Source organism: Microbacterium timonense (assembly GCF_900292075.1).
Classification (GTDB): Bacteria; Actinomycetota; Actinomycetes; order Actinomycetales; family Microbacteriaceae; genus Microbacterium; species Microbacterium timonense.
Window position 1 is genome coordinate 1,019,966 of the sequence record NZ_OLMV01000001.1, and the last position, 24,393, is coordinate 1,044,358.

Annotated in this window: 21 protein-coding genes; 8 read left to right on the top strand and 13 right to left on the bottom strand. The window is 71.0% G+C overall.

Translation table 11 applies throughout. The annotated features are described in order from the left end of the window. Window positions 1-12: 12 nt before the first annotated feature. Window positions 13-183 carry a hypothetical protein gene (locus tag C9992_RS18005; protein ID WP_160150825.1) on the top strand — a complete coding sequence of 57 codons (171 nt, stop codon included), beginning with the start codon at window positions 13-15 and terminating at the stop codon, window positions 181-183. Window positions 184-193: 10 nt separating this feature from the next. Here the strand turns inward: C9992_RS18005 and C9992_RS04920 are convergent, their stop codons facing one another. Then, window positions 194-793, bottom strand: coding sequence for a gamma carbonic anhydrase family protein (locus tag C9992_RS04920; RefSeq protein WP_106814656.1), 600 nt, complete (start codon window positions 791-793; stop codon window positions 194-196). A 213-nt stretch (window positions 794-1,006) separates the two neighbouring features. On the opposite strand from C9992_RS04920, the gene gdhA reads away from it, so the two are divergent. Continuing rightward, on the top strand, window positions 1,007-2,365 hold the full coding sequence (gene gdhA / locus C9992_RS04925; protein ID WP_106814396.1) for an NADP-specific glutamate dehydrogenase: 1,359 nt from the start codon (window positions 1,007-1,009) through the stop codon (window positions 2,363-2,365). Between the two features lie 32 nt (window positions 2,366-2,397). On the opposite strand, the gene mfd is transcribed toward gdhA, so the two are convergent. Next, complete coding sequence (gene mfd / locus C9992_RS04930; RefSeq protein ID WP_200826215.1) at window positions 2,398-6,021, bottom strand: transcription-repair coupling factor; 3,624 nt, start codon at window positions 6,019-6,021, stop codon at window positions 2,398-2,400. A gap of 79 nt (window positions 6,022-6,100) precedes the next feature. Here mfd and C9992_RS04935 point away from each other — a divergent pair, with 79 nt between their 5' ends. Beyond that, window positions 6,101-6,670: a hypothetical protein gene (locus tag C9992_RS04935; RefSeq protein WP_235007991.1), complete on the top strand. Its 570-nt coding sequence runs from the start codon at window positions 6,101-6,103 to the stop codon at window positions 6,668-6,670. 32 nt (window positions 6,671-6,702) lie between these two features. On the opposite strand, the gene pth is transcribed toward C9992_RS04935, so the two are convergent. After that, window positions 6,703-7,287: an aminoacyl-tRNA hydrolase gene (pth, locus tag C9992_RS04940; protein ID WP_106814398.1), complete on the bottom strand. Its 585-nt coding sequence runs from the start codon at window positions 7,285-7,287 to the stop codon at window positions 6,703-6,705. Window positions 7,288-7,400: 113 nt separating this feature from the next. Then, the gene (locus C9992_RS04945) at window positions 7,401-8,036 is read right to left on the bottom strand and encodes a 50S ribosomal protein L25/general stress protein Ctc (protein WP_106814399.1); all 636 of its coding nucleotides are present in this window, start codon (window positions 8,034-8,036) and stop codon (window positions 7,401-7,403) included. A 223-nt stretch (window positions 8,037-8,259) separates the two neighbouring features. Between C9992_RS04945 and C9992_RS18010 the strand changes: the two genes are divergently transcribed. Then, on the top strand, window positions 8,260-8,421 hold the full coding sequence (locus C9992_RS18010; RefSeq protein WP_160150826.1) for a hypothetical protein: 162 nt from the start codon (window positions 8,260-8,262) through the stop codon (window positions 8,419-8,421). Here the strand turns inward: C9992_RS18010 and C9992_RS04955 are convergent. Then, a complete protein-coding gene (locus tag C9992_RS04955) occupies window positions 8,406-8,978 on the bottom strand; it encodes a gluconokinase (protein WP_407662210.1) in 573 nt (190 codons plus the stop codon). The genes C9992_RS18010 and C9992_RS04955 overlap by 16 nt on opposite strands. A 315-nt stretch (window positions 8,979-9,293) precedes the next feature. On the opposite strand from C9992_RS04955, the gene gndA reads away from it, so the two are divergent. After that, a complete protein-coding gene (gene gndA, locus C9992_RS04960) occupies window positions 9,294-10,721 on the top strand; it encodes an NADP-dependent phosphogluconate dehydrogenase (RefSeq protein ID WP_268807165.1) in 1,428 nt (475 codons plus the stop codon). 59 nt (window positions 10,722-10,780) lie between these two features. Here gndA and C9992_RS04965 read toward each other — a convergent pair whose 3' ends face one another. Further along, entirely contained in the window at window positions 10,781-12,118 is a 1,338-nt protein-coding gene (locus C9992_RS04965) for an FAD-binding oxidoreductase (RefSeq protein WP_106814401.1), read from the bottom strand. Window positions 12,119-12,214: 96 nt separating this feature from the next. On the opposite strand from C9992_RS04965, the gene C9992_RS04970 reads away from it, so the two are divergent. Further along, window positions 12,215-13,213, top strand: coding sequence for an SDR family oxidoreductase (locus C9992_RS04970; RefSeq protein WP_106814402.1), 999 nt, complete (start codon window positions 12,215-12,217; stop codon window positions 13,211-13,213). 5 nt (window positions 13,214-13,218) lie between these two features. Here the strand turns inward: C9992_RS04970 and C9992_RS04975 are convergent, their stop codons facing one another. Next, on the bottom strand, window positions 13,219-13,944 hold the full coding sequence (locus tag C9992_RS04975; RefSeq protein WP_106814660.1) for an ABC transporter ATP-binding protein: 726 nt from the start codon (window positions 13,942-13,944) through the stop codon (window positions 13,219-13,221). Between the two features lie 71 nt (window positions 13,945-14,015). Beyond that, window positions 14,016-15,479 carry an ABC transporter permease gene (locus C9992_RS04980; protein ID WP_106814403.1) on the bottom strand — a complete coding sequence of 488 codons (1,464 nt, stop codon included), beginning with the start codon at window positions 15,477-15,479 and terminating at the stop codon, window positions 14,016-14,018. Window positions 15,480-15,671: 192 nt separating this feature from the next. Between C9992_RS04980 and C9992_RS04985 the strand changes: the two genes are divergently transcribed. Beyond that, a complete protein-coding gene (locus tag C9992_RS04985) occupies window positions 15,672-16,400 on the top strand; it encodes a response regulator transcription factor (protein ID WP_106814404.1) in 729 nt (242 codons plus the stop codon). After that, on the top strand, window positions 16,397-17,968 hold the full coding sequence (locus C9992_RS04990) for a sensor histidine kinase (protein WP_106814405.1): 1,572 nt from the start codon (window positions 16,397-16,399) through the stop codon (window positions 17,966-17,968). Before C9992_RS04985 ends, C9992_RS04990 begins: the two co-directional genes overlap by 4 nt. On the opposite strand, the gene C9992_RS04995 is transcribed toward C9992_RS04990, so the two are convergent. The 5 genes from C9992_RS04995 to C9992_RS05015 form a co-directional block, all read right to left on the bottom strand. Continuing rightward, the gene (locus C9992_RS04995) at window positions 17,962-19,548 is read right to left on the bottom strand and encodes an FAD-dependent oxidoreductase (protein WP_106814661.1); all 1,587 of its coding nucleotides are present in this window, start codon (window positions 19,546-19,548) and stop codon (window positions 17,962-17,964) included. The two genes, C9992_RS04990 and C9992_RS04995, sit on opposite strands and share 7 nt — an antisense overlap. 4 nt (window positions 19,549-19,552) lie before the next feature. Next, on the bottom strand, window positions 19,553-20,107 hold the full coding sequence (locus C9992_RS05000; RefSeq protein ID WP_106814406.1) for an MOSC domain-containing protein: 555 nt from the start codon (window positions 20,105-20,107) through the stop codon (window positions 19,553-19,555). A 9-nt stretch (window positions 20,108-20,116) separates the two neighbouring features. Further along, the gene (locus C9992_RS05005; RefSeq protein WP_106814407.1) at window positions 20,117-21,037 is read right to left on the bottom strand and encodes an FAD:protein FMN transferase; all 921 of its coding nucleotides are present in this window, start codon (window positions 21,035-21,037) and stop codon (window positions 20,117-20,119) included. Between the two features lie 2 nt (window positions 21,038-21,039). Continuing rightward, the gene (locus C9992_RS05010; protein WP_106814408.1) at window positions 21,040-21,507 is read right to left on the bottom strand and encodes an FMN-binding protein; all 468 of its coding nucleotides are present in this window, start codon (window positions 21,505-21,507) and stop codon (window positions 21,040-21,042) included. 75 nt (window positions 21,508-21,582) lie between these two features. After that, complete coding sequence (locus tag C9992_RS05015) at window positions 21,583-24,360, bottom strand: cation-translocating P-type ATPase (RefSeq protein WP_106814409.1); 2,778 nt, start codon at window positions 24,358-24,360, stop codon at window positions 21,583-21,585. Window positions 24,361-24,393 lie beyond the last annotated feature (33 nt).

Genomic DNA, 24,393 nt, shown 5'->3' on the forward strand with positions numbered 1-24,393 from the left:
ACCGTGGCGGCCATGGCACGGATCATCGTGACCGAGGTATGTCCGCAGTGCGGGTCGTTCGACGTTCGCGCGAGCGAGCCCGCGTGGTTCCGCGTCGAATGGGAGCGCCGCGCGGAGCTGGACCCTCCGTGGGTGGACGGCCTGGAGTTCGCGTGCCGCGAGTGCGGTCTGGTGTGGGAGTGAGCCGGCGGGATCAGTCCAGCCGCCGGTCGCCCGCGTGGCGGGCGAGGCCGCGCCCGTAGCGCTCCGTGAGCTGCACCATGAGATCAGGGGTGTCCCGGTCCAGCCCGAACACGTAACCGGGGAAGTCCAGCTCCCGTTGGGCTTTCCAGATCTCCTCGTGACGGTCCGGCGGCAGGATCTGGACGGGGTCGCCGACGGCCACCCACCCGATCGGCACGGTGGATTCGGCCGGGAGCGTCGTGCGCAGGTGGACCACGGCGTTGATGCGGACCTCGCTGCGCGTGCCGATGCGTGCTCCGTTGAACACGCGCGTGCCCGTGGCCAGGAACACCTCGTCCTCGACCACCGCCCCCGAGATGCTCGCCATCGGCCCGACGAGCACGTGGTCCCCGATGTGCACGGGGTTCGTCGCCGTCGCCCGGACGAGCGCGTTCTCCATCACGATGACGTTCTGGCCGAGCGTGATCGGGCCCCCTTCGGCGGTGATCACGGCACCGTGGAGGATCTGGCAATCCGCGCCGATCCGCACGTCGCCGCTGATGACCGCGGTCGCGGCCACGACCGCCTCGGGGTGGATGCGGGGCTCGGCCCCGAGGTGCTCGAATCGCATCATTCCTCCTCGATCGGCGCCCAGCGTAGCGCGGTTGCCGCGCCGCGTCCTCCTGATCGGGTTAGGCTCGGATGTCTCGTCCGTTCCGATGAGCGCTCCGCGCACCCGGCCGCGCGCACACACCGCTTCGTGGCCGGCACGCCCCGACATCCCGCGGGCACACCACCGGCTTCGGACCCTTCCCCTTCGCTTCGGCCAGAAAGCTCCACCTCCGTGACCGATACGCTCGTCGCCCTGCCCACGCCCGTCCGCGATGTCTTCGACACCGTCCAGTCCCGCAACCCGCACGAACCCGAGTTCCAGCAGGCCGTGCACGAAGTGCTCGAGTCCATCGCGCCCGTCCTCGAGGCCCACCCCGAGTTCGTCGACGGCGGGATCCTGGAGCGCATCGTCGAGCCCGAACGCCAGATTATGTTCCGCGTGCCGTGGGTGGACGACACGGGCCGCCTGCAGGTCAACCGCGGCTACCGGGTGCAGTTCTCCTCGGTGCTCGGACCCTACAAGGGCGGTCTCCGATTCCACCCGTCGGTGAACCTGTCGATCATCAAGTTCCTGGGTTTCGAGCAGATCTTCAAGAACGCGCTCACCGGCCAGGGCATCGGAGGCGCCAAGGGCGGCAGCGACTTCGACCCGCACGGGCGGTCGGACGCTGAGATCATGCGGTTCTGCCAGTCGTTCATGAGCGAGCTGTACCGGCACCTCGGCGAGCACACCGACGTGCCCGCGGGCGACATCGGTGTCGGCGCGCGTGAGATCGGCTACCTGTTCGGTCAGTACCGCAAGATCACCAACCGCCATGAGTCGGGCATGTTCACCGGCAAGGGCGTGCAGTGGGGCGGTGCGGAGGTCCGCACCGAGGCGACCGGCTACGGCGCGGTCTTCTTCGTGCAGGAAATGCTCGCGGTGCGGGGCTCATCGCTTGAAGGCTCGCGGGTGAGCGTGTCCGGGTCGGGGAACGTCGCCACCTATGCGATCAAGAAGGCGTGGCAGCTCGGCGCGACGCCGGTGACGGCATCCGATTCGTCCGGCTACGTCGTCGATGATGAAGGGATCGACGTGGACCTGCTGCGGCAGATCAAGGAGGTCGAGCGCGGTCGCATCTCCGAGTACGCCGCTCGCCGTCCGGGCGCCCGCTACATCGAGGGTGCCCGCCCCTGGCAGGTGCCGGTGGATGTCGCGATCCCGTCTGCGACCCAGAACGAGCTCGACGCCGACGACGCCCGCGCCCTGATCGCCGGCGGCGTGCGCGCCGTCGCCGAGGGCGCCAACATGCCGTGCACCCCCGCGGCGGTGGAGGCGTTCCAGGCCGCCGAGGTGCTCTTCGCGCCCGGCAAGGCCGCCAACGCCGGCGGCGTGGCGACCTCGGCCCTCGAGATGAGCCAGAACGCGTCGCGCCAGCGCTGGTCGTTCGATGACAGTGAGGCCCGGTTGCGCTCCATCATGAAGGACGTCCACGACGCCGCCTTCGACGCCGCTGCGCGCTACGGGCGTCCGGGCGACTATGTGGTCGGCGCGAATTCCGCCGGCTTCGAGCGCGTGGCTCACGCCATGCTGGCGCAGGGCGTCATCTGACGCATCGCCCCTCGACCGCCTCGACCGCACGGTCAGGCGGTGGCGGCCTCGGCTGAGGCGCCGGCCCGCTTCTGCGGCCACAGCTGGTCGATGAGCTGGGCGACCCAGGCGATGAGCTGGTCGTCGCCCAGCGGCTCGCCGCCGGCGGTGGGAAGCGGCACCACCATCGCCTCTCCCCCGGCCACGAGCTTGGCCTTGGGGTGCAGCCGTTGCAGCCGCACACGCATCGAGTCGGGCAGGTCGGCGGGGGCGATGCGCAGGTTCGGGCCCATGGCCACCACATCGGCCAGCCCCGCCTGACCGGCGCGCCGGCGCAGGCGCGCGACCGCCACGAGGCCCTCGACCTCGGCCGGGGGTTCGCCGTACCGGTCGGTCAGCTCCTCGACGACGAGGTCGATCGCGTCCGCAGCGGCGGTGACGGATGCCGCTGCCGAGAGCTTCTGATACGCCTCCAGTCGCAGCCGCTCGCTGTCGATGTACGACTCGGGGATGCGGGCCTGCACCGGCAGCTCGAGCCGCAGCTCGGTCGGCCCCTCGGTCTCCTCGCCGCGGAAGGTCGCGACGGCCTCGCCGATCATCCGCAGGTACAGATCGAACCCGACGCCGGCAATATGACCGGCCTGCTCGGCGCCCAGCAGGTTGCCGGCGCCGCGGATCTCGAGGTCTTTCAAGGCCACCTGCATGCCCGAGCCGAGGTCGTTGTTCACGGCGATCGTCTCGAGACGGTCAGCGGCGGTCTCGCTGAGCGGCTTCTGGTCGTCGTAGAGGAAGTAGGCGTAGGCACGTTCCCTCGCGCGCCCGACCCGTCCGCGCAGCTGGTGCAGCTGGCTCAGTCCGTACTTGTCGGCGCGGTCGATGATGATCGTGTTCGCGTTGGAGATGTCCAGGCCGGTCTCGACGATGGTGGTGCACACCAGCACGTCGAAGCGGCGTTCCCAGAAGGCATCCACGACCTCCTCCAGTGCGTGCTCCCCCATCTGCCCGTGCGCGACGGCGATGCGCGCCTCGGGCACGAGCTCCGCCAGCTGCGCGGCCACCCGCTGGATGGACGAGACGCGGTTGTGGACGAAGAAGACCTGGCCCTCACGGAGCAGCTCGCGCCGGATCGCCGCGGCGATCTGCTTGTCGTTGCGTGCCCCGACGTACGACAGGATCGGATGGCGGTCCTCCGGCGGCGTCTGCAGCGTCGACATCTCGCGGATGCCGGTGACCGCCATCTCGAGCGTGCGCGGGATCGGAGTCGCGCTCATGGCCAGGATGTCGACGTTCGTCTTGAGCTTCTTGAGGGCGTCTTTGTGCTCGACGCCGAACCGCTGCTCCTCGTCGATGATGAGGAGCCCCAGATCCTTGAAGATCACCTTCTCGGTGAGGATGCGGTGCGTGCCGATCACCATGTCGATCGTGCCGTCGGTGAGGCCGGCGAGCACTTCTCGTGCCTGCTTGTCGGTCTGGAACCGGGAGAGGGCCCGCACCTTGACCGGGAAGCCGGCGAACCGTTCGGTGAACGTCTCGAGGTGCTGCTTGACCAGCAGGGTCGTCGGCACGAGCATCGCCACCTGCTTGCCGTCCTGGATGGCCTTGAACGCCGCGCGCACGGCGACTTCCGTCTTGCCGAAGCCCACGTCACCGGACAGCAGCCGGTCCATGGGGATCGGCTTCTCCATGTCGGCCTTGATCTCGTCGATGGTCTGCAGCTGATCGGGCGTCTCGGCGAACGGGAACGCCTCCTCGAGCTCGCGCTGCCACGGGGTGTCGGGCCCGAAGGCGTGTCCTTTGGCGGCCATGCGCGCCGAGTACAGCTTGACCAGCTCGACCGCGATGTCGCGCACGGCCTTGCGGGCCCTGCTCTTGGCCTGCGCCCAGTCGCTGCCGCCCATCTTCGACAGCGTCGGCGCCTCGCCGCCGACGTAGCGCGACAGCAGGTCGAGCTGATCGGTCGGCACGTACAGCTTGTCGCCCGGGTAGCCGCGCTTGGAAGGCGCGTACTCCAGCACGAGATACTCCCGCACGCTCTTGACGGCATTGCGACCGCCGCTGGAGACCTCGCGCTGCGTCAGCTCGACGAACTTGCCGATGCCGTGGGTCGCGTGCACGACGTAATCGCCGGCCTTCAGCTGAAGCGGGTCCACGACGGCCTTACGCCGCGACGCGAGCTTCTTCACCACCCGGTTGTCCCCGCCGATGGTCCGGCCGTAGAACTCCGACTCCGTGAGCACCGCCAGCTTCGCCTCGGCGGACTCGAACCCTCTCTCCAGCACGCACGTGACGACGTGCGCGACCCCGGGCTCCGGCGCGTGCAGCACCTCGTCGACACGCCGGGCGGCGATGCCGCGCTCGCCGAGGACGTCGCGCGCCCGCTCGACGAGACCGGCGCCGGATGCCGCGACGACGACACGCCAGCCCTCGGCGAGCAGCGTCGCCACATGCTCGGTCGCGCCCTCGACATTGCCCTGGAACGACGGCACGGCGGTGCCGGGGACGCGGATGGTGGCCGCGGCTTCGAGGGCGACGTCGATGTCGTCGTCGATGAGGCCTTCGGCGGCGGCATCGGCCTGGCCGGAGTCGAACGCGCTCAGGGTCCACCACACCCCGTTCCGCGCCTTCGTCGCCTCACGCAGCTCGGGGAGGGTCAGGAAGTCGCCGGCGCCCAGGTCGACCGGGGTGCTGGCCCCGGCGGTGGCGGCGCTCCACGCCGCCTCGAGGAACTCGCGGTTGGTCTCGCCGAGCGTGATCGCCCGCGTCACGGCGCGTTCGGGGTCGACCAGAGCGACCGCCGCCTGCTCGGGCAGGTAGTCCACGAGGGTGACGAGGCGATCGACGACGGCGGGCAGGAGCGACTCCATGCCTTCGACGGGGATGCCCTCCGACATCTTCTCGAGCATTCCGGACAGACCGGGGAACTCGTCCTTCAGCTGGCGTGCGCGCCCCCGCACGGCATCCGTGAGAAGCAGCTCGCGGCTGGGCACGAGTTGCACTCGGTCCACCTCGCCGGGCAACGACCGCTGGTCGGCGACCGAGAAGGCGCGGATCTGGTCGACCTCGTCGCCGAAGAACTCGACCCGGTACGGGTGCGGCGCGGTCGGCGGGAACACGTCGAGGATGCCGCCGCGGAGGGCGAACTCGCCGCGACGAGAGACCATGTCGACGCGGTGGTACGCCAGCTCGACGAGGCGCGACGACACATCGCCGAGCTCATGACCGCGGCCGCCGATGACGAGCTCGATCGGCTGCACCCGGTCGAGCCCCGCGGCCAGCGGCTGGATCGCACCGCGCACCGAGGCCGTGATGACCAGCGGCGTGGCCGCATCCCAACGGGCGATGTGCCCGAGCACCTCGAGCCGGGCGCCGACCGTCTCGGCGCTCGGGCTGAGGCGCTCGTGCGGAAGCGTCTCCCACGCCGGGAAGTGCAGCACCTCGGCGCCGGGCAGGAGTGCCGCCAGCGCCGGCCCCACCGATTCCGCGCGCCGGCCGGTGGGTGCCACGAGCAGCACCACGGGCGGCTTTCCCGAGGCCCGGCGCCGCTCCAGCAGCCCCGCCAGCAGCGGTGCGTCCAGGCCTTCCACGAGCGAGAAGTCCGCATCGACGGATGCCGCGGCCACAGCGTCCCGGAACGGTTCAGCCTGCTCGAGGGCGCGCACGATCCCGGGAACTGTCACCGCACGAGTCTACGCGCCACCTCCGACACGCAGGCGGCACCTCGACGGCGCCCCGCGTCGATCCCTGCCTCCTTCTAGGATGAGTCGCGTGAGCGACCCCGCGCAGCCCTCCACGCCACCGCCACCGGAGTGGGCGGCACCGGGCGCCCCGCCGTTCGGTGCACCGCAGGCCGCCACGGGACGCCTCCCGGGGTACGCGCCGCCCGTCGGCTACGCGCTCCAGCCGGCACCCGGCCCGGCCGCTGCGCCCGCGTCTGTTCGCCGAGGCAAGGCGCTCGGTGTGACCGCCCTCGTCGCGTCGCTCGTGGCGGTGGCGGGTGCGAGCCTCGTCGGCGCCGTCGCAGCGTGGCGCGTCGGTCTGGGAGCGGGGCGGGCGCTTGCCAGCCGGCCGATCGACGCCGACTTCGACTGGTCGGTCCTCACGCCCGTGAGGGAATGGGTGCTGGCCGGCGAGATCGCGTTCTGGTTCGGCACCGTCGTGGGTCTGTGGGCGCTCGTGCAGGGGGTCGTCGCGATCGCGACCGCGCGGGGGCGCGGCGCCGGCATCCCGGCCGTGGTCATCGCGGCGCTGGGACCGGTCGCGTTCGCACTCGTCGTGCAGGCACTCCTGACGGCGGGGCTCACCTCCGGCAGCGGCATCGGCGGCTGACGCCGCGCGTCCCTGCCGCGGCCGGCGCGCCATCAGACGCGCGGCGCGTGATGCTTCTGCTGAGCCGCGAGCAGCCCTTCGGAGACGAGCTGCTCGACGGCGTCGGCGGCGTCGCCGACGAGGATCGGCAGGTTCTTGCGCTCGGCAGCGCCGAAAGGGTCGAGGACCCAGTCCGCCGGGTCCTGCCGTCCGTTCGGACGGCCGATGCCCACACGCACGCGCGCGAAGTCCGGCGTGCCGAGGGCTTTCGCGACGTCGCGCACACCGTTGTGGCCGCCGTGCCCGCCACCGGACTTCAGCTTGATGGAGTCGAAGGGGATGTCGAGCTCATCGTGGACCACCACGATGCGCCCCGGCTCGATGCCGTAGAACTTCGCCAGGCCCGCCACCGGCCCGCCGGAGACGTTCATGAAGCTGTTCGGCTTGGCCAGCACCAGCTTGGGGCCGCCGGGGCGCAGCCAGGTCTCGGCGACGCGAGCGCCCGCCTTGTGCGCCTTGAACGTCTCGCCGCGCCGGGCAGCGAGCTCGTCGACCACGAGCTGGCCCACATTGTGCCGGGTCAGCTCGTAGCGCGGCCCGGGGTTTCCGAGCCCCACGATCAGCCAGGACTCTGCCATGCGTTCCATCCTGCCCGAGCCGCGGGCGCGGCCCGGGCTCATCAGAGACAGGACGAGGGGGCGCGATCCGCACCCCCTCGTCCGATGTCAGCGATCGGTCGTGACCGTCGAGATCACTCGGCGGCCGACTCCTCCGAGGCCTCGGACTGCTCGGCAGCGGCCTCGGCGTCGGCCTCGGCGATCTCGTCCTCGGCCGCGATGGTGGCTGCGGGGACCGAGATCGCGACGACGAGCAGCTCCGGCTCGGCGATCAGCGACGCGCCGCGAGGAAGCTTCAGGTCGGCGGCGGTGATGTGCGTGCCGTCCTCCAGGCCCTCGACGTCGACCTCGATGTGCTCGGGGATGTGGGTGGCCTCGACCTCGAGCGCGACGGTCTGGGCGTCAAGGTTGGCGATCGTGCCGGCGAAGGGCTCGCCCACGACGACGACGGGGACCTCGACCTGGATCTTCTCGCCCTTCTTCACGACCAGCAGGTCGATGTGCTCGATGATCTGGTGCACCGGGTCCTTCTGGACGTCCTTGACGAGCGTCAGCTGCTCCTTGCCGTCGAGGTCGAGCTCGAGCACGGCGTTCGCCCGACGCACGAGCAGCGAGACCTGGTGGCCGGGCAGCGCGACGTGCACCGGGTCGGTGCCGTGCCCGTAGATGACGGCCGGGATCTTGCCGGCGGCGCGCAGGCGTCGGGCGAAACCCTTGCCGAAGCTCTCGCGGAACTCGGCGCGGACCTTGTTGTCAGGCTCGTTGGACATGTCTCTCCTTGCGGCGCGGGGCCGTTGTGATTCGGCCTGCGCGGCGGCGGGCCCGGTTTCGTGGGGTATCGGGGTGACTTCGACTCGAACGCGCACGCGTGAGGAAAGCCCACCGGGGCCGTCATCACCGCGTCGATCACGGATGCCGCAGCCCGCCGTGATCGGCAGGCGCGAGGCATCCCTCGCCGAAGTTCGACACGAGTCTACCAGCGGCCCGGCTACGATGAAGAACGCACCCGCTTTCCGCACCACGGAGGACACCATGGACTACGGCTTCTGGAGCCACGCGATTCTCTGGCTCATCGGTGCGATGGCCGCCGTCGGCGCTGTCGGCGTGGTGCTGGCGTTCTGGAGCCTGGGCCGGCAGGGCTACCGCAAGGACTGACCCGCGGCGCCGCGCGTCGCGGCGTACCGGCGCACCGCCGCCACCGCGGCCTCGACGACGTCCGCGAGCGGCGGGTCGCCCTCGACCACCACTCCCGGCTCGTCCGGCTCCAGGTGTTCCAGCGTCTGCAGCTGCGAGGTCAGCAGCGACGGGGGCATGAAGTGCGCGCGCGTGCGCATGCGCCGCATCAGCTCCGCCTCCGACACGCGCAGCTCGACGAAGACGCTATCGACGGCTCCGGAGAGGATGCGGTCCCGATAGCGCCGAGCAAGTGCCGAGCACGCGACCACCACTCCCCCGCCGGCACCGTGCAGGGTGGCGGCGACGACGTCGAGCCACGGCATTCGGTCGCTGTCGTCCAACGGGATGCCGGCGCTCATCTTGGCCACGTTCGCTGCGGGGTGCAGATCATCCGCGTCGATGAACGGCAGCGCCAGCCGCGCGGCGACGGCAGCGCCGACGGCGGACTTGCCCGAGCCGCTCGGACCCATCACCACGACGCGGGAGGCAGGGGCCGGCGGCGAGGCGGATGCCGCGGCCACGGGAGGCTCGTTCACCCCGCCACGGTATCCGAAACCCCGTGGCGGCGGTCACGGTCCGGACCCCGGGCACGTGAAGCTCCGGACGCCGGGGCGTAACACCGGTCCGCCAGACTCTAGGCTGAAAAGGACGATTCAACCTCAGGAGCGCGTGTGTCCTCGAACGACCCCACCCTCAGCGGCCACCAGGCCGAGACCCAGATCTCGACGGATCAGGACCAGGCGCCTGACGAAGCGACGACGGCGCACGAGGCGGCCCCGGCACCCGAGGACGTCGCCCGTCCGACCCCCGAGCCCGAGGGCCCGGCCACGGCGCGCAGCGCGACCGCGAACATCGGCGTCGTCGGTCTCGCGGTGATGGGGTCGAACCTGGCCCGCAACCTCGCCTCCCGCGAGGGCAACACGGTGGCCGTCTTCAATCGGAGCCGCTCCAAGACCGACGAGCTGACCGCCGAGCACCCGGAGGCGGGATTCGTGCCGGCGTTCTCGTACGAGGAGTTCGCGGCCTCCCTGAGCAAGCCGCGCACCGCCGTCATCATGGTCAAGGCGGGCCGCCCCACCGACGCCGTGATCGACTCCCTCATCGAGGTGTTCGAGCCCGGCGACATCATCGTCGATGGCGGCAACGCGCTGTTCACCGACACGATCCGCCGCGAGAAGGCCGTTCGCGAGACCGGCATCAACTTCGTCGGCATGGGCGTGTCCGGCGGCGAGGAGGGGGCCCTGCTGGGCCCGTCGCTGATGCCGGGCGGATCGGACGAGTCGTGGATCACTCTCGGCCCGATCCTGCGCTCGATCGCGGCGGTGGCCGAGGGCGAGCCGTGCGTCACCCACGTCGGGCACGACGGTGCGGGGCACTTCGTGAAGATGGTGCACAACGGCATCGAATACGCCGACATGCAGCTGATCGCCGAGGCGTACGACCTCATCCGCCGCGGAACGGGTAAGACGCCGGCCGAGATCGCCGACGTGTTCGCCGAATGGAATCGCGGCGAGCTGGAGTCGTACCTTATCGAGATCACCGCCGAGGTGCTGCGGCAGACCGACGCCGCGACCGGCAAACCACTGGTCGAAGTGATCGTCGACCAGGCCGGCGCAAAGGGCACCGGCGCGTGGACCGTGCAGACCGCGCTGTCGCTCGGCGTTCCCGTGTCGGGCATCGCGGAGGCCACCTTCGCGCGGTCCCTGTCGAGCCACCCCGAGCAGCGCGAGGTGTCCCGCGACCTTCCCGGACCCGCCGAGGGTTTGCACGTCGACGACGTCGACGGGTTCATCGAGGATGTGCGGCTGGCACTGTACGCGTCGAAGATCGTCGCCTACTCGCAGGGCTTCGACGAGATCCGCGCCGGCGCCGCCGAGTACGGGTGGAACATCGACCTCGGCGCCATCGCGAAGATCTGGCGCGGCGGCTGCATCATCCGCGCCCAGTTCCTCAACCGCATTACGGACGCCTACAACGCCCAGCCGGACCTGCCGGTGCTGCTGACCGCACCGTACTTCGTCGACGCGCTCGGCCGTGCGCAGTCCGCGTGGCGGCGCATCGTGTCGATCTCGGCGAACTCCGGCATCCCCGCGCCGGCGTTCTCATCGTCACTGGCGTACTACGACGGCCTGCGCGCCGAGCGCCTGCCCGCAGCCCTCATCCAGGGGCAGCGCGACTTCTTCGGCGCCCACACCTACAAGCGCATCGACAAGGAAGGCACCTTCCACACACTGTGGTCCGGCGACCGCACCGAGATCGAAGCCGAAGACACCCACTGACACGCGCCTCGCGCGCGGCGAGGGCGGATCCCCGGTTTCGGGGATCCGCCCTCGTCATCTCACGCGGCGTCGGCCTCGGGACGCACGTTGTGGTTGCGGCAGAAGATGTTGCCGGGATCCCACGCGCGCTTGACGGCGGCCAGGCGTGCCATCGTCGCCGGCGGATACATGCGACCGGCGACGGACGGGTCGGTCGAGACGGTGAAGTTGCCGTATACCCCCGCCCCCTGCGCCTCGATCGCGTCCCACGCTGCACCGATGCGCGTTCGCGCCTCATCATCGATCATGCCCGGGATGTCGAACGCCCCGGCCATCGCGAACCACGTCGCGTCGCGGGCGGGGAACGGGGTGGCATCCTGCGCGACGTCGCCGTACGCGCCGCCCAGGGAACGGAGGAACACGACCGACGCGGGGTTCTGCTCGTGGAAGGCGACCAGCTTGTCGATCACGTCGTCGTCGAGCTCGCGCAGCAGCGTGTTGCCGCCGAGGAACCCCGGCATGGGACGCTCGGGATCGAACTCCGGCGTCTCGAGGAGGACATCTGGGTAGTCCTGGACGCCGAACTCGCGTTCGGTGACACCCGGCGCCTTGGCCAGGGGCGCCAGCGCGCGGCGGGCGGCTTCTTCATCGGTGCCGATGAAGACGGCCGTCACGGTCGCTCCCGCGGGAGCGCTCGGGTCCATGGGTGGGACATCCATGTAGGTGACGGTGAGCTCGCGAGGCGCCCCCGCCATCACGTCACGCAGCACGCCGAGGATGTGCCGCGCCTCGCCTTCGAGTCCGTAGACGGCGTGAACCACGCCGTCGAGCCGGTGCGCCTCGAAGTCGAACCGCGTGACGACGCCGAAGTTGCCGCCACCGCCCCGCAGCGCCCACAGCAGGTCGGGGTGCGACGTCTCGGTCACCTCCACCACCTCTCCCCGTGCGGTGACCAGCTGTGCGCCGACCAACTGGTCCGCCGCCAGGCCCCAGGCACGCACCATCCAGCCGATGCCGCCGCCGAGGGTCAGCCCGCCCACGCCGACGGAGGCCGTGTCGCCGGAGCTGATCCCGAGGCCGTGTTCGGCGAGCGTGTGCGCGACCGCACCCCACAGCGCGCCGCCGCCGATGCGCACGCGCGTGCCCTCGACCGAGATGTCGTCGAGGGCGGAGATGTCGAGGGTGAGGCCGCCGGGCACCCCGCCCCAGGCGCTGTGACCGCCGCCGCGGATCATGACCTCGAGCCGTTCGGCCGAGGCGTAGCGAAGGGCGCCGCGCACGTCGTCCACGGTCGCGGCCCGGATGACGGCAGCGGGCTCGCCGATGCCGGAATGGAAGCGGCGGGCGGATTCCCACTCGGGGTCGCCCGGACGGATGACGGTGCCGACGGCACCGCCTGTCATGTCGTCATTGCTCATGCCCGTCACGTTAGAGGGCGGTGCCGACATCGATCCAGTGTGTTCGCCCAGCGCGTGCGCGGTCGGGGCCCCCGGCCGGGGCGTAGGCTCGGCGAGGTGACGAGCATCCTCTACATCGGCGGGACCGGAACCATCAGCGCGGCATGCGTCCGCCGCTCGATCGCCCTCGGGCACGACGTGACCGTGCTGAACCGCGGCGGTGCGCGGCGACCCATCCCTGCGGAGGTCGAGCTGGTCCAGGCCGACATCCGCGACGCAGACGGTGTCCGCGCTGCGCTGGGCGATCGCCGGTTCGATGTCGTGGCGCAGTTCCTGGCCTTCACCCCGGAGCACATCGCGACCGATCTGCGCCTGTTCGAGGGCCGCACGGGACAGTACATCTTCATCAGCTCGGCATCGGCCTACCAGAAGCCGCCGCGACGCGTGCCGGTGACCGAGTCGACACCGCTGCGCAATCCGTTCTGGCAGTACTCGCGCGACAAGATCGCCTGTGAGGACGTGCTGGTGGCCGCGTACCGCGAGCGCGGTCTGCCGGTGACCATCGTGCGGCCGTCGCACACCTACGACGAGCGACTGCTTCCCACTCTCGGCGGCTGGACCGACATCGCACGGATGCGGGCGGGCCGCCCCGTCGTCATCCACGGCGACGGCACGAGCCTGTGGACCATCACGCACAGCGACGACTTCGCCGTCGCGTTCACCGGGCTGCTCGGCAATCCCGCCGCCATCGGTGAGGCCTTCACGATCACCGGCACCCACGCCCCGACGTGGAACCAGATCTACGGCTGGCTGGCAGAGGCCGCCGGCGTGGCGGATCCCGACTTCGTGCACGTCGCGTCGGAGACCATCGCCGCGTTCGCCCCGGATCTCGGTCCCGGGCTCCTCGGCGACAAGGCGCACTCCATGGTGTTCGACTCGTCGAAGGTGACCGAGCTCGTGCCGGAGTTCCGCACGACCATCACGTTCGACGAGGGAGCCCGGCGCATCCTGGCGTACTACGACGCCCACCCGGAGGCCCAGAGCGACGACGAGGGCCGCGACGCGGTATTCGATCGCATCGCGGCCCATGCCCGTTCGGCGGCCGGCGCCGCCTGACGCCGTCAGCGCGTGATGTCGCGCCCCGTGCCCTTGTCGAGCCGGAGCCGGCGTCGAGCGCGCCGCGCGACCGCCGAGTCGTGCGTCACCACGATGAGCGTGAGCCCCTCCTCTCCCAGTGCCTGCAGCACGGCGAGGATCTCGTCGCGCATGCTCTCGTCGAGGTTCCCGGTCGGCTCGTCCGCCAGCAGGACGCGCGGGCGCTTCACGATCGCCCGCGCGATCGCGACGCGCTGCTGCTGACCGCCGGACAGCTCACCCGGCCGGTGGTCCGCCCTCTCGGCGAGCCCGACGCGCGCCAGCGCCTCCCCGACGCGCGCGCGGCGCTCCGCCGCACCGAGGCCGAGGGGCTCGAGGGCCATGTCGACGTTCTCGTGCGCGGTGAGCGTGGGGATGAGGTTGAACCCCTGGAAGACGAAGCCGATCTCGTGCGCACGGATCCGGCCGAGTTCGCGGTTGCCCGCGCGCGCAAGGTCGATGTCGCCGAGGTGCACGGCCCCGGTGCTCGGTCGGTCGAGGGCACCCAGGAGCTGCAGCAGCGTCGACTTCCCTCCTCCCGTCGGTCCCTGGATGGTGACGAACTCTCCGGCGTCGATGGTGAGGTCGACGCCGGCGAGCGCCTTCACGACGCGCCCCTTCTGCGTGTAGGTGCGTGTGACGCCCTGCAGCCGGTAGAGCGCGGCAGGTACGGCATCCCGATCCGGCAACGGTTCGGTGTCGATCATGGTCATGAGGTTCTCTCCCGTCGTGGCGGTGGATTGTTCGGTGGCGGTGGTGCGGGTCTGATCGGACATCGGATGCCTCACCCCACCGACCGCAGCGCCTCGGCCGGGCTCAGCCGCGCCGCGCGCCAGCCGCCGAACGCACCGGCGACGAGGCCGCCGAGCACCGCGATCGCGACGGCCGCGACCACCACCCACACGGTTACCGGCGCATGAAGCACGATGTCGCCGCCGGACTGCTGCATGACCGCGTCCCCCAGGGCGCCGCGCATCGGTCCGCCGACCGACGGACCGGCGTCGGGTCCGGACCCACCCGTCGTCGCGGTGGAGATCGTGGGCGCGAGGATGTCGATCGCGAGGATGCCGGCGAATCCGATCACCAGACCGGCGGCACCCCCGATGAGGCCTTGGACCAGGGACTCCCCCGCGACCTGCCCCACCACGCGGCCGTTGGACCATCCGATCGCCTTGAGCGTGCCGAACTCGCGCGTGCGTCGAGAGACGCCCGACGTGGTGAACAGCACCGCGAGCACCAGCGCCACCGCCAGCACGATCACCGACAGCCACGTGCCCAGGCCCGCGATGAGCGACGACGCCCCGGCGAGCGACCCGGACACGGTCGAGGCGAGGTCGGACTGCGAGCTGACGGCGGCGTCGGGCAGGGCCTCCTGCAGCGCCGCCTGCACCGCGGGGATGTCGTCGGAGGACTGCGCCTGCACGTATACCGTCGAGATCACCTCGCCCGCACCCGAGAGCTCCTGGGCGACGTCCAGCGGGATGTACGCATTCGACGCCGTGTCGATCTCGTCCGAGGTCGACGCCACGATGCCGACGACCTCGAAGTCCTGCCCGCCGATGTCCATGCTGTCGCCCACCTCGAGCTCTGCGGTCGATGCGTATGCGGCATCGAGCACCACGACGTCCTGCCCCGCGTCGTCCGCCTCCAGGCCCCGACCGTGGGTGATCTCGACGGCGGACAGCGGGCCGACGGCGTCGGCGGACGGATCGATGCCGAGCACGGTGAAGGAGTCCACGCCGAACGAACCGCCGGCGAATCCGGCGTCGCCGCTGCCCTCCTGCGGAGGGGCCATCGTGACGTCCCCGCCCGAGTCCTCCGGGCGCGCCGGCAGCTCGCCCGTGAACGTCATGTTCGTGAGGCTGAGCGCAGCCGAAGCCGCCTCCACGCCGTCGACGGCGGTCACCGTGTCCAGCACGCCGGCATCGAGCGTCGCGCGCAGGGGCTGTGTCACCAGACGCGATTGGCTGAGCTCCGTCGATCCGTCCTCAGACGTCTCGCCGCCGTCCTCGCCGAAGTCGAAGCGCTGCACGGGTCCCGCGCCCGGCTCCGCCGTCGCGCCGCTGACCGTGAGGTCGGTTCCGACGCCGTACACGGATTCCAGCGCCTCGGCCTGCGCATTGCGCACGCCCGCGGCCAGCGAGTTCACGATCATCACGAGCGCGATCGCGATCGCCAGGCCCGCCGCCACGATGATCGTCTGCTTCTTGCGGCCGGCCAACTCCCGCCGCAGGTAGGTCATGTACATCGGTCTCCTTCCGGGCGCCCGTCGCGCGCCACGGCAGCACGCTAGGGATCACGGCGATGCGCTTGGTCAGCGCCACCTATGAGGGCGTTATGAACCGGCCGCCTCGCGCGTCGGCGCCGGCGTGCCAGGTTTCACAGCCAGCGCATAGCCGGCTCCATAGGAACCACATAGACGCGCCCCCACAATGGAGTCATGAGCGCCCCCGCACCCACCCTCCTGCGTCCCGACGGCACGAATCTGCGCGTCCTCGTCGTCGACGACGAGCAGATGCTCACCGATCTGCTGTCGATGGCGCTGCGCATGGAGGGCTGGGAAGTCCGCACCGCGGGGTCGGGTTTCGAGGCGCTGCAGTCCGCGCGCGAGTTCGAGCCCGACGCCATGGTGCTGGACATCATGATGCCCGACCTCGACGGCATGGCCGTGCTGCAGCGACTGCGCCAGGCGGGCGATGACGTGCCGGTGCTCTTCCTCACGGCGAAGGATGCCGTGACCGACCGGGTCGCCGGCCTCACGGCGGGCGGCGACGACTACGTCACGAAGCCGTTCAGCCTCGAAGAGGTGGTGGCGCGACTGCGGGGCCTCATGCGCCGTGCGGGCACCGCCCATGCTGCGGGCGCCGAACCGATCCTGCGAGTCGGGGATCTCACACTCAACGAGGACAGTCACGAGGTGGTCCGGGCGGGAGAGGAGATCGACCTCACCGCCACCGAGTTCGAGCTGCTGCGCTACCTCATGCGCAACCAGCGCCGGGTCGTCTCGAAGGCGCAGATCCTCGACCGCGTGTGGAACTACGACTTCGGCGGACGCTCGAGTGTCGTGGAGCTGTACATCTCGTATCTCCGCAAGAAGATCGACGCCGGGCGGGAGCCGCTCATCCACACCGTGCGCGGCGTCGGCTACATGATCAAGGCGCCGCAGTGACCCCAGCCACGGCGGCCGGGTCGGCAGCCCCACCCGATCGCGGCGCGCGCCTCCCGCACCGGGCGCCGTGGACCCTGCAGCGCAAGCTCATCGTCACCGTCGTGGGGATCACGTCGTTCATCATCGTCCTGGTCGCTGTCGCCACCAGCGCCATCCTCGGCACGGTCCTCGAAGACGGGCTCGCGCGCGACTTGAGGTCCCAGGCCACGCGCACCGCGAACTCGGTGCAGGGGTACGTGATCGCCGGCCTCAGCGCCGACCAGATCCTCACGGAGCAGCCGCTGCCTCCGGGGTCGCTCCTGGTCATCGAGACTGCGCCGGCCAACCCGACCGCGGCGTACGTCGATGACGAGGGATCCGTCGTCGCCCTTACCGAGGATCAGATCGACCAACTGATCGACAGCGTTCCGACCGACGGCCCGCTCGTCGTCAGCGTCGACGGAGTGGGCACGTTCCGTGTCGAAGGCCAGCGGATCAACCCGTCCTCGATCGTGGTCGTCGGGCTCTCACGCGACGACGTCGCAGCGACGATCACCCACATGCTCACCACCATCGGACTGCTCACGGCCGGCGGCCTGATCCTGCTGTCTCTCGCGACCGCGTGGACCATCCGCAGAGGCCTGGCACCCCTGCGCGCCGTGGCCGACACCGCGGGCCGGGTGTCGGCCCAGCGCCTGGACCAGGGCGAAGTGTCGATCGCCGAACGCGTGCCCGCCCGCGAAGCCGACCCGCGGACCGAGGTGGGCCGGGTCGGCGAGGCGCTCAACACCCTCCTGGACCACGTCGACGAGTCGCTCGCTGCCCGGCAGCGCAACGAGGAGCGGATGCGGGCGTTCGTCGCCGACGCGAGCCACGAGCTGCGAACGCCGCTGGCCTCCATCCGCGGTTACTCCGAGCTCTCGCTGAGGGCGCTGAGCCGCTCCCCTCGACAGGAGCGCGGACCGGAGGATGCGACGATCCAGACCACGGAGGCGTCATTGGAGCGCATCCAGGCACAGTCCCTGCGGATGACCTCTCTCGTGGAGGATCTGCTGCTGCTGGCCCGCCTGGACGAGGGCCAGGAGCTCGTCTACGGCACCGTCGACCTCACGCGCCTCGCGATCGACGCCGTCGGCGACGCCCGGCCGACCAGCACCGATCACGAGTGGGTGCTCGAGGTGGGCGACGAGCCCGTGCTCATCGCGGGCGACGCCGGCCGCCTGCACCAGGTCGCCGCCAATCTGCTCGCCAACGCCCGCACGCACACGCCCGCCGGCACCACGGTGACCGTCCGTGTGGCCCGCGATGGATCTGACGCGGTCCTGACCGTGCACGACGACGGACCCGGCGTCGACCCCTCCATCAAGGACGAGCTCTTCGAGCGCTTCTCGCGCGCCGACCGCTCGCGCGCACGCCAGACCGGGGGCACCGGCCTGGGCCTGTCGATCGCCCGGGCCATCGTCGACGCGCACGGCGGCAGCATCCAGGTGCGCAGCACGCCAGGCGATACGACCTTCGAGGTCCGCCTTCCCGCACGGCCTCTCGACCCGGCTCCCACCGGGGCGGATGCCGCGGTGGAGGCTCAGTAGCCGCTGAAGGCGTCGGTCGTGATAGAGCGGGCCCGCTCCAGGGCCGGCGCGAGGTCGGCGATGAGCGCCGCGGGGCCCGAGATGTACGCGTGCCGGGCGCCGATGTCGGGCACCACCCGCAGCAGGCCGTCGGCGTCCAGACGCACGCCGCGTGCCCACTGCCAGTGCGCGGGAAGATCGGCGGGACGGTCGCGGGTGAAGACCACGACGTCCGCGCCGGATGCCTCGATCTCATCGCGATATGCCAGCTCCGAGGAGTCCGACGCCACGTAGACGAGCACGATGTCACGGTCCAGCCCGGCCGCCCGCACGTGACGCAGCTGCGAGACGAAGGGCGTCACGCCGATGCCGGCGGCCACCATCAGAATGGGAGCGGCATCGCGTTTGGGCAGCAGGAAGTCACCCCAGACGCCGGTGATCCCGAGCGCATCGCCGGGCTGCACCTGCGCGAGCGCCTTCTTGAACGAGCTGAGTGGCTTCGCACTGTCGCTCTCCTTGAACGCCACCTTCAGCAGGGGCAGGTCCTCGGGCGCCGAGGCGATGCTGAACTCCCGCCGCGTGCCGCGGGCGTCGGGGTGACGGTGCGGCACCTCCAGTTCGAGGTACTGCCCCGGCAGGAACGCCAGCCGGTCGTGCACGCGGAAGGTGAGCTCCTGCACGGTGGGCGTCGGCTGGGTGCGCGAGACGAGCGTGAGCCGTACCGCGGTGCGGACGGCGAACGCGAACGCGATGAGGTTGCCGATGAGCAGGGCACGCTCCTGCCCCAGCGTGATGTCTCCCACCGGGATGGGCCACCCCGCGAGCACGCCGACGACGGCGGCGACCGAGAGCTGCTGCCAGCGACGGGGCGGCAGGGTCAGCGGCTCGGACAGCATGAACGCCCCCAGGAAGAGGTACGGCGACGACCACAGCAGAGGCCACAGCACGTCCTGCATGTCCATGTCGATCCCGAGCGCCTGATACTGCGCGGCCGTGCGGAAGACACCGATCGCGACGGCGAACACGAGGAACACGGCGACCACGCGCAGTTTCTCGGTGCGCACCAGGACCACGAGTCCCAGCAGGATGACGGGGGCGGCCAGGGCCGGAGTGCCGACCCACCACGACGACCAGCCGAGGTCCGGCCACAGCAGGCTCAGCAGCGTCAGCACGGTGGCGCCGACCGCGGCCGGGTTGAAGATGTGGCGGCCGCGCCAGGCCAGTACGTACTTCGAGAGGGAGGCGACCGCCGCCGCGATGGCGATTCCGAGGATGCCCGCCGGTTCCACCGTCGGGCGCAGCACGAACAACAGGATGTGGGCGGTGATGAGTGAGGACTCCAGACGCCACGGCAGGCCGAGCACCCGCTGAGCCGCAGCATCCACCCCCACGCAGACCGCGGACAGCACGGCGAGCGTGATGATGAGCTGCAGCGGGTCGGGCCCGACCAGCTGCTGATCGACCGGCAGCGCCAGGTCGATGAGCGACAGCAGGAAGGCGATGACGGCCAGCGCCGCGAGTGCGAGGTACACGAGGCGGTACATCGAGACGCGGCCGAGCACCGCGAAGACGCGGTTCCAGGCGGCGGTGAGCGATCCCATCACGTCACACCGGCTGCAGCGGCTCGTGCGGACCGGCGGCCGGGATGACGCGGATGTCGTCTCCCGGGCGGACGGTGCCGCCCTCGAGCACGACCGACATGACGCCGGCCAGACGCACCGTCCGGCCCGCGTCGTCGAGGTGGACGAGCTCCTTCATGAGCCCCTCCGAGAGGCCGTTGATCTGCGTACAGGGGTTGCGCAGGCCGGTGATCTCGACCACGGCGTCGCTGCCGAGGGCGAGCCGCGTGCCGCGCGACAGGCCGAGCAGATCGATGCCGGCGGTCGTGATGTTCTCGCCGAGCCCTCCCGGCCGCACGTCATGACCGCGGCGGGACATCTCGTCGAACAGCTCGGCATGGATCAGATGCACCTGGCGGAGGTTCGGCGTGGTGGGGTCGCGGCGGACGCGGGAGCGATGCTGAACGGTGGTGCCGGCGTGGGCGTCGCCTTCCACGCCGATCCCCGCGATCAGGGTGATGCTCTCGCGCGTCGGCTTGCTGAAGCGATGCGCGTCGTCGCGGGCGACTGCGACGACGTGTCCGGGGAGGGGTTCGGTCACCGTTCCAGGCTATTCGGTCGGGAACGCGCCGCGGCCCGGGGCGCGGTGATCGGCCGGCACGAACAGCTCGGCACGGCATCCCGGAGACCATTCCACGCGACCGTCCGTGGCCATGCGTACCCACTCCACACCCCACTCGTGGGCGAGGCGGGCGCCGCCGTCGAAGAACAGCGCGGTCGCGACGGCGTCGGCCGTCATGACGTCGGGCGCGACAGCCCAGGTGGCGGCGATGACCTGAACAGGCTGTCCGGTCCGCGCGTCGAGCACGTGATGCAGCGGGGAGCCGGTCGCCGACAGCCAGACGCGTCGGTTGACGGCCGACGCGCACAGCGCGGCATCCTCGATCTCCCACACGCCGATGGCGCGACGGGGATCGAACGGATGCTCCAGCCCGATGCGCTGCGGCCTCCCCCGGACCGCCAGGTCGCCGCCGGCGTCGACGACCGTGTCGCCGGAGGTGGCGGCGACGACGAGCGCGAGCACGATGTCGACCAGTCGGCCCTTGCCGAGAGCCCCGACGTCGATCGTCCACGACCGCTCGGAGGCGAGCACGCCGTCCCACGTCAGGAGGCGCCGCCAGTCCGCCGGCGCCGGGCGGGCCCCGCGATCGCGCAGCGAGTAGTCGTGATCGTAGCCGCGGGCCTCGAGGGATGCCCCCACCAGCGGGTTCACCGCTCCCCCGGTCGCCTCCGACAGCGCGGCGAACGCGTCCAGCATGTCGACGGCATCCGGCGGCAACGGCACTGCGCCGCCGTCAAGGGCGAGGGCGGTCACCGTCGAGTCGCTGCGGAAGCGCGACCACGTGCGGTCGAAGACGTCGATACGCGACATGACCTGTGCCCGCACGGGCGCCGGAAGAGGAGCAGCCGTGACGATCTCCCACGTCGTGCCGATGGCGTCGAAGCGCCACGACGCCGGCGCCTCGCCCACGACTACTGAGCCGCTTCGGCTCTGATGGTCTGGATGGCCTCGTTGAATCCGGCGCTGGTCAGTGACGAGCCGGCGACGCGGCTGACCTGCAGATCGTCGAGGTCCTTGCCGACGACGACGTCCGCGATGCCACCGATGAACTGGCCCTGGTACTGCTGCGACTCCCGGCGCTGCGGATCGCCGCTCACCTCGACCGCGGTGACCACGTCATCGGCCAGCGTGACGGTCACGCTGATGGTCTCGACCGACTCGGGAGTGCTGTACGAGCCCTCAGCGGTGTACGTGCCGTCTGCGTACGAGCCGCCGCCCGCGCCGGAGTCTCCACCGCCGGCACCCGACGACCCCGAGCCGGCGGGCTTCTCCGCCTCGGAGGTGGCGGGCGCACACCCGGCCAGCAGTGCGATGCCGGCGGCGGCTGTCAACGCGGCGCCCGTGCGCACGGTTCGGGAGGTGAGAGCGGTGCGGATCATGACGGTCCTCCTGGCTCGGTGGAGTCTCACGGGCGGCGACGCGAACCGCGCCCACCGGCATCCTCCCAGCCGCTCCTATGAACCCCCTTTGAGGACCTCCGGCGCGTTCCGCGGCCGTCGCAGAGCCTTCAGCACCTCGACGGCCAGGAAGATCGCGATCGACGCCGCCACGGGGACGATCCAGGATGCCGCGGCCAGCGGCCGCGACTCGAACAGCACGTTCATGAACGGGACGTACGTGAAGATCAGCTGCAGCACCACCAGCGCCAGCGCCGACCACCACACCACGCGGTTGCCGCGGAGCACGTCCAGCGTGAGGCTCGAGCGGCCGAGGAACCGGCAGTTGAAGAGGTAGGCGAGCTGCCCGAACGCCAGCATGAGCACCGCCTCGGTGCGAGCGACCTCGAGATCGGCTCCGGCCGCCCTGACGCCGTAGAACACCGCCATCGCCGCGCCGCCGATGAGCAGTGAGACCACGATGATGAAACCGAGCTCGCCGCGGTCGATGATGGGGCCGCCGCTGGGACGCGGGGCGCGTCGCATGATCCCGCGCTCTGCCGGCTCGTACGCGAGCGCGAGCGACAGCGTCACCGCGGTCACCATGTTGACCCACAGCACCTGCACGCTCGTCAGGGGAAGCGCCAGGCCGAAGACCACGGCCACCAGGATCACGAGCGACTGGGCGCCGTTGGTCGGCAGCAGGAACACGATCGACTTGCGGAGGTTGTCGTAGATGCGGCGTCCCTCCGCGATGGCGCTGCGGATCGTCGCGAAGTTGTCGTCGGCGAGCACGAACTCGGCGGCCTCTTTGGTCGCTTCGGTGCCCTTGATGCCCATCGCGATCCCGACGTCGGCGCGGGTGAGCGCGGGCGCGTCGTTCACGCCGTCACCGGTCATCGCGACGACCTCGCCGTGGGACTGCAGCGCCCGGACGATGCGGATCTTGTGCTCCGGGCTGGTGCGCGCGTAGACATCGACGTCCCGGACGACCTCACGCAGCTGCTCCTGGCTGAGCGCTTCGAGTTCCGCGCCGGTGAGCACGTCGGCGTCGGGCCCGGCCAGTCCCATCTCACCGGCGATCGCCAGAGCCGTCCCCGCGTGATCGCCGGTGATCATCTTCACCCGGATGCCGGCGGCGTGGCAGTCGGCGATCGCCTCGATCGCCTCCGGGCGCGGGGGGTCGACGATGCCCCACAGGCCGATGAACTCCAGGTCGACCAGATCCTCCAGCGTGAGCTCGTCCACGGTGGGACGCACGGGCTTGCGCGCCGCGGCGAGCACCCGCAGACCCTGTGCGCTCAGTCGGGCCACCGCCGCCTCCCAGCGCGCCACATCGAGCGGCTCGGCGCCGTCCGCACCGCGCTGCGTGAGCGAGCGCTCCAGCAGCCGGTCGGGGGCGCCCTTCACGAGGATCGCGCGCGACACCTCGCCGGGCTCACCGCCCGAGCGCGGGGCCTCGTTGAGGGTCGCCATGAGCTTGTTCGCCGAGTCGAACGGGAGGACTGCCACGCGGCGCCCCGCGGCGTCGGCGGCTGCGCCCTTCATGGCGGCGACCTTCAGAGCACCCTCCGTCGGCTCTCCGACGAGGTTCCACGCGCCGTCGTCGGTCCGGACGATGTGCGCGTCGTTGCACAAGGTCGCGATGGCGAGGATCGCCGCGAGATCAGACGGCGGCGCGGTCTCGCCGGTGCCGGCCGCGACGCCGGCGCCACGCTCCGCGCCCGCCCCGACCGGGACGATCCGGCCCTCGGGGACGTACCCGAGCCCGGTGACGTCGTAGTCCGCGAGAGGGGTCACGATATGGCGCACCGTCATCTCGTTCTTGGTGAGGGTTCCCGTCTTGTCCGAGCACACCGTCGTCACCGACCCGAGCGCCTCGACCGCGGGCAGCTTTCGCGTGATCGCGTTGTGCCCGGCCATCTGCTGCACGCCGATCGCCAGCGTGATCGTCACGAGCGCCGGCAGTCCCTCGGGAATGGCGGCGACGGCGAACCCGATGGCCGCCGAGATCAGCTCGGAGAACGGCATCCCGTGCAGGAAGCGGCCGATCAGCATCATGATCGCCGCCATCGCGAGGATCACGACGGTCAGGACGCGCCCGAAGCTGTCGAGCTGTCGCGTGAGCGGGGTCGCGAGCCCGCCCGCCTCGTCGGCGAGGCTCTGGATCCGCCCGATCTCTGTCGTCGCACCGGTGGCCGTGACGACACCGCGTCCCTGCCCGGCGCTGACGATGGTGCCCGAGAAGGCCATCGACCCGCGGTCGCCGACCCCGGACTCTTCGGCGACGGGCTCCACCCGCTTCGACGACGGCACCGACTCCCCCGTGAGGGCGGCTTCGTCGATGCGCAGCTGGAACGCCTGCAGCAGCCGGAGGTCGGCGGGCACCTTGTCACCGGGCATGAGGCGTACGACGTCTCCGGGCACCAGGTCCGCGGCCGGCACCGTGACCCAGCCGCCGTCGCGGCGAGCGCTGGCGTCGGCCGACAGCATCCCGCGGATGCCCGCGAGCGCCTTCTCGGCGCGTCCTTCCTGGATGTAGCCGATGACCGCGTTGATGACGGCGACCACCATGATGACCCAGAAGTCCAGCCAGTCGCCCATCAGCGCCTTGATCACGGCAGCGCCCAGGAGGATGTAGATGAGGGTGTCGTTGAAATGCGCGAGGAAGCGCAGGAGCGCTGGTCTGCGCGCCGGCTCCGGCAGACGGTTGGGCCCGGCGATCTCGCGCCGGGCCGCCGCGTCGTCGGCGCTCAGACCGGCTGCGTCAGCCCCCAGATGGGCGAGCACCTCATCGGCGGGAAGCGCCCACGGGCGCGCGACGGTCAGGCGGGCTTCGGTCAGCGGCTGCCTCATGGATGCTCCGTCCCTCGACGCCCCGCCGGAGCC